This window comes from Curvibacter gracilis ATCC BAA-807 (assembly GCF_000518645.1).
GTDB lineage: Bacteria > Pseudomonadota > Gammaproteobacteria > Burkholderiales > Burkholderiaceae_C > Curvibacter > Curvibacter gracilis.
This window is the reverse complement of sequence record NZ_JADZ01000015.1, coordinates 55,446-69,769: the sequence shown is the minus strand read 5'-3', so window position 1 is coordinate 69,769 and position 14,324 is coordinate 55,446. Positions and strand designations below refer to the sequence as shown.

Annotated in this window: 16 protein-coding genes; 9 read left to right on the top strand and 7 right to left on the bottom strand. The window is 67.4% G+C overall.

What is annotated here, in order from left to right:
• Positions 1-57: 57 nt before the first annotated feature.
• The 3 genes from L880_RS0113355 to L880_RS35630 all read left to right on the top strand — a co-directional run bounded on the left by L880_RS0113355 (position 58) and on the right by L880_RS35630 (position 1,867).
• Positions 58-1,317, top strand: a complete 1,260-nt coding sequence (locus L880_RS0113355) for an Hsp70 family protein (protein WP_027476113.1) — start codon at positions 58-60, stop codon at positions 1,315-1,317.
• 119 nt (positions 1,318-1,436) lie between these two features.
• Positions 1,437-1,727 carry a nucleotidyltransferase family protein gene (locus tag L880_RS0113350; RefSeq protein WP_027476112.1) on the top strand — a complete coding sequence of 97 codons (291 nt, stop codon included), beginning with the start codon at positions 1,437-1,439 and terminating at the stop codon, positions 1,725-1,727.
• On the top strand, positions 1,724-1,867 hold the full coding sequence (locus tag L880_RS35630) for a hypothetical protein (protein WP_019575755.1): 144 nt from the start codon (positions 1,724-1,726) through the stop codon (positions 1,865-1,867). Before L880_RS0113350 ends, L880_RS35630 begins: the two co-directional genes overlap by 4 nt.
• Positions 1,868-1,916: 49 nt before the next feature.
• On the opposite strand, the gene L880_RS0113345 is transcribed toward L880_RS35630, so the two are convergent.
• Together L880_RS0113345 and L880_RS0113340 are read right to left on the bottom strand one after the other, a co-directional pair.
• Positions 1,917-2,429: an OmpA family protein gene (locus tag L880_RS0113345; protein WP_027476111.1), complete on the bottom strand. Its 513-nt coding sequence runs from the start codon at positions 2,427-2,429 to the stop codon at positions 1,917-1,919.
• Positions 2,430-2,561: 132 nt separating this feature from the next.
• Positions 2,562-3,017, bottom strand: coding sequence for an Lrp/AsnC family transcriptional regulator (locus L880_RS0113340; RefSeq protein WP_027476110.1), 456 nt, complete (start codon positions 3,015-3,017; stop codon positions 2,562-2,564).
• 273 nt (positions 3,018-3,290) lie between these two features.
• Here L880_RS0113340 and L880_RS0113335 point away from each other — a divergent pair, with 273 nt between their 5' ends.
• Positions 3,291-4,445, top strand: coding sequence for a LysR substrate-binding domain-containing protein (locus L880_RS0113335; protein ID WP_027476109.1), 1,155 nt, complete (start codon positions 3,291-3,293; stop codon positions 4,443-4,445).
• A 6-nt stretch (positions 4,446-4,451) separates the two neighbouring features.
• Here L880_RS0113335 and rsmI read toward each other — a convergent pair whose 3' ends face one another.
• Positions 4,452-5,381, bottom strand: a complete 930-nt coding sequence (rsmI, locus tag L880_RS0113330; protein ID WP_027476108.1) for a 16S rRNA (cytidine(1402)-2'-O)-methyltransferase — start codon at positions 5,379-5,381, stop codon at positions 4,452-4,454.
• On the opposite strand from rsmI, the gene L880_RS0113325 reads away from it, so the two are divergent.
• The 3 genes from L880_RS0113325 (at position 5,381) to L880_RS0113315 (ending at position 7,119) form a co-directional block, all read left to right on the top strand.
• Positions 5,381-5,785 (top strand): YraN family protein, encoded by a 405-nt coding sequence (locus L880_RS0113325; protein ID WP_027476107.1) that lies wholly within the window; start codon positions 5,381-5,383, stop codon positions 5,783-5,785. The genes rsmI and L880_RS0113325 overlap by 1 nt on opposite strands.
• A gap of 90 nt (positions 5,786-5,875) precedes the next feature.
• Positions 5,876-6,472 (top strand): SIS domain-containing protein, encoded by a 597-nt coding sequence (locus L880_RS0113320; RefSeq protein WP_027476106.1) that lies wholly within the window; start codon positions 5,876-5,878, stop codon positions 6,470-6,472.
• Positions 6,469-7,119, top strand: coding sequence for a BON domain-containing protein (locus L880_RS0113315; protein WP_027476105.1), 651 nt, complete (start codon positions 6,469-6,471; stop codon positions 7,117-7,119). Before L880_RS0113320 ends, L880_RS0113315 begins: the two co-directional genes overlap by 4 nt.
• Before the next feature lie 76 nt (positions 7,120-7,195).
• Here the strand turns inward: L880_RS0113315 and L880_RS0113310 are convergent, their stop codons facing one another.
• The 4 genes from L880_RS0113310 to L880_RS0113295 form a co-directional block, all read right to left on the bottom strand.
• Positions 7,196-8,110 carry an NAD(P)-dependent oxidoreductase gene (locus L880_RS0113310; RefSeq protein ID WP_027476104.1) on the bottom strand — a complete coding sequence of 305 codons (915 nt, stop codon included), beginning with the start codon at positions 8,108-8,110 and terminating at the stop codon, positions 7,196-7,198.
• 78 nt (positions 8,111-8,188) lie between these two features.
• A complete protein-coding gene (locus tag L880_RS0113305; protein WP_027476103.1) occupies positions 8,189-9,325 on the bottom strand; it encodes a PilT/PilU family type 4a pilus ATPase in 1,137 nt (378 codons plus the stop codon).
• Positions 9,326-9,354: 29 nt separating this feature from the next.
• Positions 9,355-9,984 carry a cyclic nucleotide-binding domain-containing protein gene (locus L880_RS0113300; protein WP_027476102.1) on the bottom strand — a complete coding sequence of 210 codons (630 nt, stop codon included), beginning with the start codon at positions 9,982-9,984 and terminating at the stop codon, positions 9,355-9,357.
• Positions 9,985-10,025: 41 nt separating this feature from the next.
• Entirely contained in the window at positions 10,026-11,069 is a 1,044-nt protein-coding gene (locus tag L880_RS0113295) for a type IV pilus twitching motility protein PilT (RefSeq protein WP_019575766.1), read from the bottom strand.
• A gap of 47 nt (positions 11,070-11,116) precedes the next feature.
• On the opposite strand from L880_RS0113295, the gene L880_RS0113290 reads away from it, so the two are divergent.
• Together L880_RS0113290 and L880_RS0113285 are read left to right on the top strand one after the other, a co-directional pair.
• Positions 11,117-11,842, top strand: a complete 726-nt coding sequence (locus L880_RS0113290) for a YggS family pyridoxal phosphate-dependent enzyme (protein WP_027476101.1) — start codon at positions 11,117-11,119, stop codon at positions 11,840-11,842.
• A gap of 372 nt (positions 11,843-12,214) precedes the next feature.
• The gene (locus tag L880_RS0113285; RefSeq protein ID WP_027476100.1) at positions 12,215-14,311 is read left to right on the top strand and encodes a PQQ-dependent dehydrogenase, methanol/ethanol family; all 2,097 of its coding nucleotides are present in this window, start codon (positions 12,215-12,217) and stop codon (positions 14,309-14,311) included.
• Positions 14,312-14,324 lie beyond the last annotated feature (13 nt).

Genomic DNA, 14,324 nt, shown 5'->3' with positions numbered 1-14,324 from the left:
CTTCGATTTTTTTGTTCTCGGCGGGCCTGTGGGGCGGCCGGGGCGTTCAGGTATTTCATGGCAAGCACACTTCCCGGCACGCTGGGCATCGACTTCGGAACCTCCAACTCGGCCGCCTCCTGGGCCCAGCCGGGGCAGGACGCCCGCCTCATGGTGTTGGAGGGGCAGGCCACCACCCTGCCCACCACCCTGTTCTTCAACGCCGAAGACAAGACCGTGCATTACGGGCGCGACGCCCTGGCCTGCTACCTGAGCGAGACCGAAGGCCGGCTGATGCGCTCGCTCAAGAGCCTGCTGGGCAGCCCGCTGCTGCTTGAGAAGACGGCGGTGAACGACCAGCAGATCAGCTTCCAGGAGATCATCTCGATGTTCCTCGGCGAGCTGGTGCGCCGCGCCGAGGCCCAGCTGGGTGGGCTGCCGCGCCACCTGGTGCTGGGCCGCCCGGTGCACTTCGTGGACGACGACGCCGAGCGCGACCAGCTGGCGCAGGACATGCTGCTGCAGGCCGCCGCCGGCTGCGGCTTCAGCGAGGTGGGTTTCCAGCTCGAACCGATTGCCGCCGCGCTCGACTACGAGCGCCGCCTGAGCGCCGAGACCCTGGTGCTGGTGGTCGACATCGGGGGCGGCACCTCCGACTTCACCGTGGTGCGCCTGGGCCCGCAGCGCATCGCCCAGGCCGACCGCACGGCCGACATCCTGGCCACCTCGGGGGTGCACATCGGCGGCACCGACTACGACCAGCGCCTGAACCTGGAGCAGGTCATGCCCTTGCTGGGTTACCGCCACCTGGGCCCCAAGGGGCGCGAGGTGCCCAGCCGCGTGTTCTTCGACCTGGCCACCTGGCACCTGATCCACTGGCAGCAGACGCCCAAGGCGGTGCGCGAGGCGGCCGAGCTCAAGGTCGACTACAGCGACCTGCGCCTGCACGAACGCCTGATGACCGTGCTGCGCGAGCGCCACGGCCACCGCCTGGCCAACAGCGTCGAGCAGGCCAAGATCGGCTGCTCGTCCGGCCAGGGGCCGCAGACCATCGACCTGTCCCTGATCGAGGCCGGCCTGCAGGCCAGCCTGAGCCCCGAGGACCTGGCCCGCCATCTGGACGGGCTGCTGCAACAGGTGGTGGCCTGCGCCCTGCAATGCGTGAGCGCGGCCGGGCTGCAGCCGCAGCAACTGGGTGCCGTGTACCTCACCGGTGGTTCATCGGCCCTGCGCCCGTTCCAGCAGGCCCTGGCCCAGGCCTTCCCGGGCGTGCCCCTGGTCGAAGGCGACCTGTTCGGCGGCGTGGCCTCCGGGCTGGCGTACGGGCACATGGGCTGAGGGGAGCCTGAGTTCGCTGCGCCGTTTCCTCATTTGGCACATTTGGCACAATGGGCCCGCCGAGCCGGTGCGAAATACCGGCTTCTGGCGTCCAACCGAATTCCGTTGTAGGAGCGTGTATGAAGCCCTCCGTCGCTCTGGCCATGAACCGTTCCGAAATCCGGCGCGTGGTGGCCTTGCATCGCGCCTGCAACGCTCGCGTGTTTGGTTCGGTGCTGCACGGGCTGGACACCGATGGCAGTGATCTGGACCTCCTGATTGACCCGACGCCTGAGACGACCTTGATGGATGTGGCCGCGATACAGGTCGAGTTGCAACAGCTGCTGGGCGTGTCGGTCGATGTGCTGACCCCGAAGGCGCTGCCAGAGAAATTCCGCGGCGCCGTGCTCGCCGAGGCCGTTGCGGTATGAACAAGGCGCTGCGTGTGCCTGACTACCTGGAGCATATTCTCCAGGCCCTCGAACGTATCGCACGATATACGGCGGGCGTTTTTAAGCCGGTGAAGGCGCTGGTGGCGGCTGACCGTTCCTCAGGGGCGACGCAGGCATGAAAAAGCCCGGGCAAGCCGGGCTGTTCGGGGCGTGAGGCCTGGGGGCTGATCAGTTGGCCGGCAGCAGGATCACTTCCACGCGGCGGGCTTCGGCTTCCGTGCCGGTGCCGGTGCTGACTTCGGGCTTGCGCAGTTCGATCGCTTCTTCGCTGGCGCCCAGGGCTTTCAGCACTTCGCGCACGGCGATGGCGCGTTGCTTGGCCAGTTCGGCGTTCTGCTCGACCGAGCCGGTGGCGTCATGGAAGCCCGAGATGGCGGCCTTGCGGCCAGCGGCCAGGCCCTGGGCCACTTCGGCCAGGGCTTGTTGCGCACCTTCGGCCACGTCGGCGCTGTTGGTGGCAAAGAAGAACTTGACCACGCCGTTCTCGACCTTGACCGAGGCCACTTCCACCACGGCATCGGCCACGGCGGCTGGGGCTTCTGCGGCAGCCGGGGCCGGGTGGCGGACGCCGAACTTGGTGACCACGGTGCCCACCACCGAACCCACCACCAGCAGGATCAGGACGGCGAGAAAACCGAGGGCGAATCGTTGTTGGCTGTCGTTGTCTTGGCTGCTGGACATGGGGTCTCCTGGGTGGGGGATCCGCTTGGGATCGGGGTTGAATGGATGACAGGCTGAAATTCAGAGCCCTGGGCGGCCATGGCACGCCGGGCGCAACCCGCGATCATAAACAAGCCACGGTGCTGCCGGGTGTCACAGGCCCAGCGGCAGATCGGCTTTCTTGAGCGTGCGCAACACAAAACGCGACTGACTGTGACGTATGCCCTTGATCTGGTACAGGCGCTCGCGCAGAAAGCGCTCGTAGTCGCGGGTGTCGCGCACCGCCACCTTGAGCAGGTAGTCGTACTCGCCCGACACCAGCAGGGCTTCCACCACCTCGGGGATGGCGGCCAGGGTTTCGCCGAACTTCTCCAGGGTGTTGTCCGAGTGGCTGTCGAGCGTGACCTGCACCAGCACCGTCTCGTTCAGGCCCAGGGCCTGGGGGTTGAGGCGCACGGTGTAGCCCTCGATCACGCCGGCCTCTTCGAGCTTGCGGATGCGCCCCCAGCAGGGCGAGGGGCTCAGGCCCACGGCCTGCCCGATGTCTTGCAGGCTGGTGCGCGCATCGGATTGCAGCACCTGAAGAATTTTCCGATCGATTCTGTCCATCCGGAAAATTCTAGGGTGAATTGAGTAATTTCAGAAAATTATTCTGTTTTAAGGGCGATTCTCTGGAAGAACAGAATGTGAATCGGTGACCCTGCAGGCAAACTTGTGGTCATGGCGAAGGGCTGACCGGCCCGGCTGCCTCAGGGGCTGCCCTGCCGGTGACCGCCGGCATTGGGGGCCAGCGCTGCAATTCACCAGCCAACCTGGGTTGAAAGGGGGTGGTTTCAGAAATAATGGACGTTTTGCCACGTCAACCATTTCTGGAGCCGCCCCATGGACCGCCTGCAGTCAATGAAGGTTTTTCAGGCCGTCGTGAACGAAGGCGGTTTTGCCGCCGCCGCCCGCCGCATGGACCTGTCGCCCGCCGTGGTGACGCGCCTGGTGGACGATCTGGAGCAGCACCTGGGCACGCGGCTGTTGCAGCGCACCACCCGCAAGAACGCGCTCACCGAGGCCGGACAGGCCTACCTGACGCGGTTGCGCCTGATCCTGAGCGACATCGAAGAGGCCGAGGCCTCGATGCGCGAGCACACCCAGGAGGTGGCCGGTCTGCTGCGCATCCAGGCCCAGCCGGTGATGGCGGTGCACATCCTGGCGCCCCAGGTGGCCGAGTTCCGGCGCCTGCACCCGCGCGTCTCGCTGGACATCCACACGGCCTCGGCCAGCGAGCTGGCCATCGAAGACTTTGACCTGACCCTGCTGGGGGCCGGTAGCGAGTACGACGCCAATGTGATTGCCCGCCCCATCGTGTCGAGTGTGGGCATCGTCTGCGCCTCGCCGCGCTACCTGCGCGCCGCCGGCACCCCCCGCCAGCCCGAAGACCTGCGCCAGCACGCCTGCCTGCGCCTGCGCCTGCCCAGCATGCGCCCAGGGGTGTGGCGTCTGATGAACCCCGAGGACGGTGACCGGGTGCTGGACCTGCAGGTCGACCCGGTGATGGTGGCCGACCACACCGACACCGTGCTGCAGGCGGCCCTCAATGGCGCCGGCGTGTGCGCCCTGCCCATGGACCTGGCCGCGCCCTACCTGCGCATCGGGCAGCTGCGCCGTGTGCTGGCGCCCTGGATCACGGCCCGCTTCACGCTGTATGCGGCCATGCCCAGCCGCAAGTTCGTGCCGGCGCGCACCCGCGCGTTTCTGGATTTCCTGATCGAGCGCACCCGCTGGATGCTGGCCGAGGCCGAACGCACCTGGCCCACCAGCTCCTTGGTGCCGCAGATCGTGCCCGAAGCCCTGTCGCCTTGCCCCCCTGGTGCGCCGGGCTCGGCCGAGGTCGACCCGCTGACCTGCGAGGAGCTGCAGCCCTTGCCGTCCGCTGAGGTGGCGTCTGATGCTGCGGCCGATGCGGGCCCGGGTTCAGACCCGGCGGCTCCTGCGGCCCGGCGCAAGCCTGGGCGCAAGAAGCCCTTGCCGGGCATGCCGGGCTGAAGCCCGTCACTCTTCGGCCGGCTGGCCTTTCTTCAGTTCGAGGGCCTGCTGGTAGAGCGCGTTCTTCGAGCCCCCGGTGATCTCGGCGCACAGCCGGGCTGCCGTCTTCAGGGGCAGCTCGGCCAGCAGCAGTTTGAGCACGCGCAGCTCGTCGCCATGGTCCTGCACCACGGCCTCGGGCGGGTGGATCAGCACCGCGAACTCACCCCGGGTGCGCTGAGGCTGGGCCGCCAGCCAGGCGCTCAGGCCCTCGGCGGGCAGGGTGGCCACCTCTTCGAACTGCTTGGTCAGCTCACGCCCCAGCGTGACGCGGCGTGGGCCCAGCACGGCCAAGGCGCGCGCCAGGTCTTCGATGCGGTGCGGGGCCTCCAGCAGCACCACGGCCCGCGCTTCGCCGGCCAGGGCCTGCACGGCGTGGTCGCGTTCGCCGGCCTTGGTGGGCAGAAAGCCGGCAAACACAAAGCCGCTGGCCTGCTGTGCCTGCGCCGCCACGCCGGCCACCGACAGCAGGGTGGTCACGCTGCTGGCCCCAGGCAGGGGCACGGTGCGCAGGCCGGCGGCCTGCACCGCCTGCACCAGGCGGGCGCCCGGGTCGCTCACCGCCGGGGTGCCGGCATCGCTGGCGTAGGCGATGCGCTCGCCGCGCTGCAGGCGCTCGATCACCATCTGGGCCGCTTCGGCCTCGTTGTGTTGGTGCACGGCCAGCAACTGGGCGCCGGGCCGGTCGATGCCATAGGCGCGCAGCAGGGCCTGGGTGTGGCGGGTGTCCTCACAGGCCACCGCATCCACCAGTTGCAGCACGTGCAGGGCACGCAAGGTCATGTCGGCCAGATTGCCGATCGGCGTTGCCACCACGTACAGGGTACCCTGGGGGTAATGCTGCGGGGCGGCCGCCTCGCGGGCGGCATTCAGGGCGGAAACAAAAGAGGCGCTCAATGGGATTCCTTGGAAAGAAGCCGGCTGGGCCGGCCCGCCCGACCACGCGGGCACAGGGCGAACTCGCCGAACAGCAGGCCTTGCAGCACCTGCAGGCGGCGGGCTTGCGCCTGCTGCAGCGCAATTATCGAACGCCCGGGCGCGGTGGCGGTGAGATCGACCTGATCATGCGTGCGCGCGACGGCACGCTGGTCTTTGTCGAGGTGCGGCGCAGGCGTGCCGACACCCATGGCGGTGCGGCCGCCAGCGTGGGCGCCACCAAGCAGGCCCGCATCGTGCTGGCGGCACGCCACTACCTGATGCGCCTGGCCACGCCGCCGCCCTGCCGTTTCGATGTGGTCTCGGTCGAGGGCGATGCGCCAGGCACGGTGCACTGGCTGCAGGCGGCGTTCGATGCCTCTTGATGGCCTCGGGGGCGCGCGGCCGCTTGACCCGCCCGACAACCCTGGTTTCTGCCATCAAGCGGGCATGGTGCGGGGGTATCATCGGCGCCCATGCTCGAGCAACGCATCCAACAGCACTTCATCGACAGTGCCGACCTGAAATACCAGTCGGCCCAGATCCTCAGCAAGCCCATTGCCGACGCCGTGCAGGCGGTCATGACCTGTGTCACCAGTGGCTGCAAGGTCCTGGTCTGCGGCAACGGCGCCTCCTCGGCCCTGGCCCAGCATGCGGCCGCCAGCTTTGTGGGCCAGTTCGAGCGCGAACGCCCCGAACTGGCTGCCTTGGCCCTGGGCACGGACGCGGCCGCCCTCAGCGCCCAGGCCGAACAGGACTACCGCCAGGTGTTCGCGCGCCAGGTGCGGGCCCTGGGCCTGGCCGGCGACGTGCTGCTGGCCTTGTCGGCCGACGGCCAGTCGCCCAGCGTGCAGGCGGCGGTCGAGGCCGCCCATGAGCGCGACATGACCGTGGTGGCCCTGACGGGGCGCAGCGGCGGTGCGCTGGGCGCGGGTCTGCGCGAAACCGATGTCCATATCTGCGTCCCGCACGATCGCGTGGCGCGCATCCAGGAGGTCCACCTGCTGGTGCTGCATTGCATCTGCGACGGGGTGGACGCCCAATTACTTGGTGAACAGGAGCTTCCAACATGAATCAACGTTTGACACGGGTGGCCTTGGCTGCCCTGGCGGGCGCCGCCCTGGTGAGTCAGCTCACGGCCTGCTTCCCGCTGGTGGCCGGCGGTGCCGTCATGACCGGCATGGTCGCGACCGACCGCCGTACTTCCGGCGCGCAGGTGGAAGACGAGGGCATCGAACTGCGCTCGGTGAACCGCCTGCACGAGGCGCTGGGCGATGGTCTGCATGTCAATGTCACCAGCTACAACCGACGGGTGCTGTTGACCGGTGAGGCCACCACGGCCGAAGCCAAGCAGAAGGCCGAGCAGATCGTGCAACGTGTCGAGAATGTGCGCGGTGTCTACAACGAACTGGTGGTGGGCATTGCCAGCCCCTTGAGCGACCGCTCGCGCGACACCCTGATCTCGGGCAAGGTGAAGGCCAGCCTGGTCGATGCGCGTGACCTGATCTCGAACTCGTTCAAGGTGGTGACCGAGCGTCAGGTGGTCTACCTGATGGGCCGCGTGACCCAGCGCGAAGCCAACCGGGCCACCGAGATCGCCCGCGGTGTCGATGGGGTGCAGAAGGTGGTTCGTCTGTTTGAGATCATCACCGAAGAAGAGCTCAAGACCCAGATGCCCACCCCGCCGAAGAACACCGAGCCGGCCAAGACGGGCGGTTGATCGGGGCCGGGGCGCGCTGCCCCTGGCCAGCAGGCCGGCTGCCGGGCCCCAGGGGCCTGGGGCCGGCTTTCTTGTTTCAGCGCAGGCGCTTGATCAGGCTGGAGGTGTCCCAGCGGCGGCCCCCCATCTGCTGCACATCGGCGTAGAACTGATCCACCAGCGCGGTCACCGGCAGGCGCGCGCCGTTGCGCTTGGCCTCGTCCAGCACCAGGCCCAGGTCCTTGCGCATCCAGTCGACGGCAAAGCCGAACTCGAATTGGTCGGCCACCATGGTCTTGCCGCGGTTGTCGAGCTGCCAGCTCTGGGCCGCCCCCTTGCCGATCACGTCCAGCACCTGGGGCATGTCCAGCCCGGCCTTCTGGCCGAAGGCAATGGCCTCGGACAGGCCCTGCACCAGACCGGCGATGCAGATCTGGTTGACCATCTTGGCCAGTTGGCCGGCGCCGCTTTCACCCAGCAGGGTGAAGGCGCGTGAAAACGCCATGCCCACCGGGCGGGCCGCTTCGAAGGCGGCCGCTTCGCCGCCACACATCACGGTCAGCAGGCCGTTCTGGGCCCCGGCCTGGCCACCGGACACCGGGGCATCGACAAAGCGCAGGCCGATCTGGCGCGCGGCGGTGGCCAGTTCGCGGGCCACCTCGGCCGAGGCCGTGGTGTGGTCGACAAACACGGCGCCGGGTTTCATGCCGGCGAAGGCGCCGTCAGCGCCCAGGGTGACCGAGCGCAGGTCGTCATCGTTGCCCACGCAGCAGAACACCAGGTCGGCGTCCTGGGCGGCCAGGCGGGGCGTGGCCGCAGCGCGGGGGGCGGCGGCGGCGGCAAATTCCTTCACCCAGGCCTCGGCCTTGGCCGGCGTGCGGTTGTAGACCGTGACCTGGTGACCGGCCAGGGCCAGGTGGCCGGCCATGGGGTAGCCCATCACGCCCAGGCCGAGAAAGGCGACCTTGAGGGAGGGGGTGGCTTCGTAAGTGCGTGCGTTGGTGCTGGACATGGTGGTGTGAAAGCGTGGGTGGGGTTTCGAAAAAGAAAAGCCGCCGGCGCCCCCTTGGGAGCTGCCGGCGGCGCGGATTCAGACGATGGCGAAGTGTTCGGTGCCGGCCGACAGGTCCTGGTTGCGGGCACGCTGGCTGTTGAGCTTGATCTGCAGGCGCAGGTCGTTCAGCGAGTCGGCATTGCGCAGCGCGTCTTCATAGGTGATGACGTTGCTCTCGTACAGATCGAACAGCGATTGGTCGAAGGTCTGCATGCCCAGGTTGCGGCTCTTCTTCATGATCTCCTTGATCTCGGAGACCTCGCCCTTGAAGATCAGGTCGGAGATCAGCGGGGTGTTCAGCATCACCTCGACCGCGGCGGCCCGGCCCTTGCCGTCCTGCTTGGGGATCAGGCGCTGCGAGATCATGCCGCGCAGGTTCAGCGACAGGTCCATCAGCAGCTGATCGCGCCGCTCCTCGGGGAAGAAGTTCACGATGCGGTCCAGCGCCTGGTTGGCGCTGTTGGCGTGCAGCGTGGCCAGGCACAGGTGGCCGGTCTCGGCGAACACCACGGCATGCTCCATGGTCTCGCGGTCGCGGATCTCGCCCATCAGGATCACGTCGGGGGCCTGGCGCAGCGTGTTCTTGAGCGCGGCCTCCCAACTGTCGGTGTCCAGGCCCACCTCGCGGTGGGTGACCACGCAGTTCTTGTGCGGGTGCACGAACTCGACCGGGTCTTCGACCGTGATGATGTGGCCGTAGGAATTCTCGTTGCGCCAGTCCACCATCGAGGCCAGGGTGGTCGACTTGCCCGAGCCGGTGGCGCCCACCATGATGCACAGGCCGCGCTTGGTCATGGCCACCTCCTTGAGCACCTGGGGCAGGCCCAGGTCGTCAATGGTGGGCAGGGTCATCGGGATCACCCGCAGCACCATGCCGACCTTGCCTTGCTGCAAAAAGGCGTTGACGCGGAAGCGGCCGATGCCGGCCGGCGAAATCGCGAAATTGCACTCCTTGGTGCGCTCGAACTCGGCCGCCTGCTTGTCGTTCATGATCGAGCGGGCCAGGGCCACGGTGTGCACCGAGGTCAGCGGCTGGGGCGAGACCTTGGTGATGCGCCCATCCACCTTGATGGCGGGCGGAAACTCGGCCGTGATGAACAGGTCGCTGCCGTTCCTGCTCACCATGAGCTTGAGCAGATCGTTGATGAATTTGCTCGCCTGATCGCGTTCCATGTGGGGAAGTCCTGCTGTGGGGGCTGTGTCTATTTCTGGTGGTCGCTGAGCCGCGCGCTCACCACGCGCAGGCGCAGTGAGAGCTTGCGGGCCAGCAAGGCCACCAGACTGGCGGCCAGTTGGGGCGCCTGGGTCATCATCTCGTCGAGGGCATCGGCGTTGAGCACCGCCACGTCGCAGGGCGTCAGCGTGGTGCAGGCCGAGAAGCGGATGCCGCTGTCGAGCAGCGACATCTCGCCCAGGATGTCTCCGGGCCGGGTCTCGGCCAGGCGCAGGTGCTCGCCCCAGGGCTGCACCCGGTCCACCGCAATGGTGCCGTTGAGCAGCACCACCATGAAGTTGCCGTACTCGTCCTGCAGGATCAGGTCGCGGTTGGCCGGTACGGTGGCGAAGTCGAAGAAGCGCTCCATGCGCTCGATGCCATCGGTCGGCAGCTGCGCCATGTACTTGTCGCGTGCCCACAGGGCCTGCAGCATCTTGCTGCCCTGGGCGGCCGACAGCCGCTTGGCGCCCACTTCGACCGCGCGGGCCTCCCAGGGCACCAGCATGGCCGAGTCCACGCCCTGGCCGGCAAAGGCGGTCGAGAACAGGACCGAGTCCTGGGGATCCTCCGGTCGCTGTGCGGCTTTCTGTTTGAGCAGTCCGAGGATGCCTTTCATGGGTGACTCCCTGTGTGTTGTTGTGGTGTTCGCAAACGATTTCAGCCCGGGAAGTTCTCCGGCGTCTTGGCCTTGCTGCGGGCCTCGGCGGCGCTGATCACATTGCGGCGCACCAGGTCGGTCAGGCATTGGTCCAGGGTCTGCATGCCCACGCTGTTGCCGGTCTGGATGGCGGAGTACATCTGCGCCACCTTGGCCTCGCGGATCAGGTTGCGGATGGCGCTGGTGCCGATCATGATCTCGTGCGCCGCCACCCGGCCCTGGCCGTCCTTGGTCTTGCACAGGGTCTGCGAAATCACGGCCTGCAGCGATTCCGACAGCATGGCGCGCACCATTTCCTTCTCTTCGGCCGGAAACACGTCGATGATCCGGTCGATCGTCTTGGCCGCACTCGAGGTGTGCAGGGTGCCGAACACCAGGTGGCCCGTCTCGGCCGCCGTCATGGCCAGGCGGATGGTTTCGAGGTCGCGCATTTCACCGACCAGGATGGCGTCCGGGTCTTCGCGCAGGGCGGATTTCAGAGCCGCGTTGAAGCTCAGGGTGTGCGGCCCCACCTCGCGCTGGTTGACCAGGCATTTCTTGGATTCGTGCACGAACTCGATCGGGTCTTCCACCGTCAGGATGTGGCCGTACTCGCTTTCGTTGAGAAAGTTGACCATGGCCGCCAGCGTGGTCGACTTGCCCGAGCCGGTCGGCCCGGTCACCAGCACCAGGCCCCGCGGCTTGAGCGACAGGTCGGCAAAGATCTTGGGCGCGTTGAGCTGCTCCAGCGTCAGGATCTTGGACGGAATGGTCCGGAACACCGCCCCCGAGCCGCGCTGGTGGTTGAAGGCATTGACCCGGAAGCGCGCCAGACCCTCGATTTCGAACGAGAAGTCGACCTCCAGGAACTCTTCGTAGGCCTTGCGCTGCGAATCGTTCATGATGTCGTACACCATGGCGTGCACGGTCTTGTGGTCGAGCGCGTCCACATTGATGCGGCGCACATCCCCGTGGACCCGGATCATCGGCGGCAAGCCCGCCGACAGGTGCAGGTCGGAGGCCTTGTTCTTGACGCTGAATGCCAGCAGCTGGGTGATATCCACGGAAACCCTCTTTCCTCTTTGATAGTTTGCTACGCTCCCGGGTAATTATGACGATGATTGGTAACAACCTCCAAGCTGTGCAGGAGCGCATCCGCCGCGCCTGCGAGGCAGCCGGGCGCGCACCGGGCAGTGTGCGCCTGCTGGCCGTGTCCAAGACCTTTGGCCCCGAGGCGGTGCGCGAGGCCGCCGCGGCCGGCCAGCACGCCTTTGGCGAGAACTATCTGCAAGAAGGCGTGGCCAAGATCGAGGCCCTGGACGCCCCCCCCGAGCCCCTGCGCCCGCGCCCCGAATGGCACTGCATCGGCCCGGTGCAATCGAACAAGACCCGGCTGGTGGCGGCCCATTTCGACTGGCTGCACTCGGTGGACCGGCTGAAGATCGCCCAACGCCTGAGCGAGCAGCGCGGGGCCGAGCAGGCGCCGCTGCAGATCTGCCTGCAGGTCAACATCGACGGCGGCCCCAGCAAATCGGGTGTGGCGCCCGACGAGGTGCTGGCCCTGGCCCGCGAGGTGGCACTGCTGCCGCGCCTGTGCCTGCGCGGTTTGATGACCATCCCCGAACCCCAGCCTGATTTCGAGGCGCAAAAGCAGGTGCACCTGCGTGCCCGGGCCCTGTTCGATGCGGTGCGCGCCGCAGGCCTGCCGGGGGCGGATCAGTTCGACACCCTGTCCATGGGCATGACCGGCGACCTGGAGGCCGCCATCCACGCCGGCAGCACCATGGTGCGCGTGGGAACGGCCATCTTTGGCGGGCGCAGCTACCCGGCGGCGTGAGCACGATCCGCAGGCGGCCGCACCGGATCTGACGTCCGGTGTCGGGCTGCGTCCTGACCGGATGGCGGTTGGGTCTTCAAGCGCCCGTCTCCTCCCCTTCGCATGGGGCCATGGGCTCTGTTTTTCGAGACTCCAAGGGCGCGCGGCCGTCCTCGAATAACCGGCGAGGCGCCATGGCAGCGCGCTCGGCGGGTGTGGCGGCGACAAGCCGCTTGGCAGCGCTGCGCCACGACATGATCTCCGGCGGCTTCCATCGCAAATCACCCAGGCGCCAGAACAAGGCCTGAGCAGTCCGTGCCCCGGCGTTCAGAAAGGCTGGGCGTGCACCGGTGTCCCGACCGGGCTTGCGAGCCACAACTTCGAGGAGACAAGATGCTTGGCACCGCCATTCCTGCCCTGTTCATCAGCCTGTGGGCGCTTTCTGCCTGGGCCCAAGACGACGCGGGCGCACGCACGACCCCCGTGAAGCGCGTGGACGAAGCTTTCATCCGCGCCAATGAGCAGAAGACGGCCGACTGGCCCACCACGGGCGTCGACTATGCCGAGACGCGTTACAGCCGCCTGGATCAGATCCATGCCGGCAACGTTCAACAGCTCGGCCTGGTCTGGTCGTACAACCTGGCGTCCACGCGCGGTGTGGAGGCCACACCGGTCGTCGTCGACGGCGTGATGTACCAGACCGCCTCGTGGAGCGTGGTGCACGCCATCGACGCGCGCACCGGGCGGAAGATCTGGACATACGACCCCCAGATCGACCCCGCGCTGGCCAAGAACGGATGTTGCGATGTGGTCAACCGGGGTGTGGCACTCTGGCAGGGCAAGGTCTACGTCGGCGCCTTTGACGGCCGCTTGATCGCGCTAGACGCTGCCACTGGCCAGGTGGTGTGGCAGAAGAACACCTTGGAGGGCCACCGAGGGGCCTACACCATCACCGGCGCGCCGCGCGTGATCCGGGGCAAGGTCATCATCGGCAATGGGGGCTCCGAATATGGGGTGCGGGGCTTCATCACCGCCTACGACGCCGAGACGGGTGAGCAGCGCTGGCGCTGGTACAGCGTGCCCGGCGATCCGTCCCGGCCCTACGAGACGCCTGAGCTGAAAGCCGCCGCCAAAACCTGGGACCCCAGCGGCCAATACTGGAAGGCGGGGGGCGGCGGCACGATGTGGGACAGCATGGTCTTCGACCCCGAGCTGAACACCCTGTACGTGGGCGTGGGCAATGGATCCCCCTGGTCGGCCAAGGCGCGCAGCCCGAAAGGCGGCGACAACCTGTTCCTGGGCTCCATCGTGGCGCTGGACCCGGACACGGGCAAGTACAAATGGCACTACCAGGAAACGCCTTCGGACAACTGGGACTACACCTCCACCCAGCCCATGATCCTGGCCGACCTCCAGCTCGGCGGCAAACCGCGCAAGGTGATCCTGCACGCACCCAAGAACGGCTTTTTCTTCGTGGTCGATCGCACCAATGGCCAGTTCATCTCCGCCAGGAACTTCGTCCCGGTGACCTGGGCCAAGGGCTATGACAAGAAGGGGCGCCCGATCGGCATCGCGGCCGCGCGTGATGGCCGTGATCCGGATGCCGTGCCCGGCCCCAGCGGGGCGCACAACTGGCACCCCATGTCCTACAACCCGAAGACCGGGCTGGTCTACCTGCCCGCACAGCACGTGCCCGTGGCGCTGGTGGACGATCCCATGTGGAAGTTCAACCAGGCCCGCCCCATGGCCTTGGGGTCGGGCACCGGTTGGAACACCGCCAAGACCATTCCGGCCGAGCCACCCAAGAGCCAGCCCATGGGCCGTCTGCTGGCCTGGGACCCCGTGCAGCAAAAGGAGGTCTGGCGCGTGGAGCACATCTCACCGTGGAACGGTGGCACGCTGACCACGGCAGGCCAGCTGGTCTTTCAGGGCACGGCAGATGGTCGATTTGTGGCGTATGACGCTGGCAGCGGCAAGAAGCTCTGGGAGAGCCCGGTGGGCACCGGCGTGCTGGCCGCGCCGAGCACCTACCTGGTGGACGGCCAGCAATACGTGTCCGTGGCCGTGGGCTGGGGCGGTGTGTACGGCCTGGCGGACCGCGCCTCAGACCAGCAGATGCCCGGCACCGTCTACACCTTTGCGCTGGGCGGCGCGGCCAAGCTGCCCGACTTTGTGGCCTATCGCACCGGCAAGCTGCTGCAAGGCGTGAAGTACGACCCCGCCAAGGTGCCTGAAGGCACGGGCCTGTACGTGGCCAACTGCTTTGCCTGCCACGGCATGCCCGGTGTGCAGAAAGGTGGGGCCTTGCCCAACCTGGCCTACCTGGATGCGGCCTACATCGAGCACCTGCCCAGCTTCATCTTCAACGGGCCGGCCACCGCACGCGGCATGCCCGATTTCACCGGCAAGCTGACCCGCGATCAGGTGGAGGCCATCAAGGCCTTCATCCAAGGCACTGCCGACGCCATCCGCCCTCAGTCCGCTCCATAACGCTCCAAGGAGA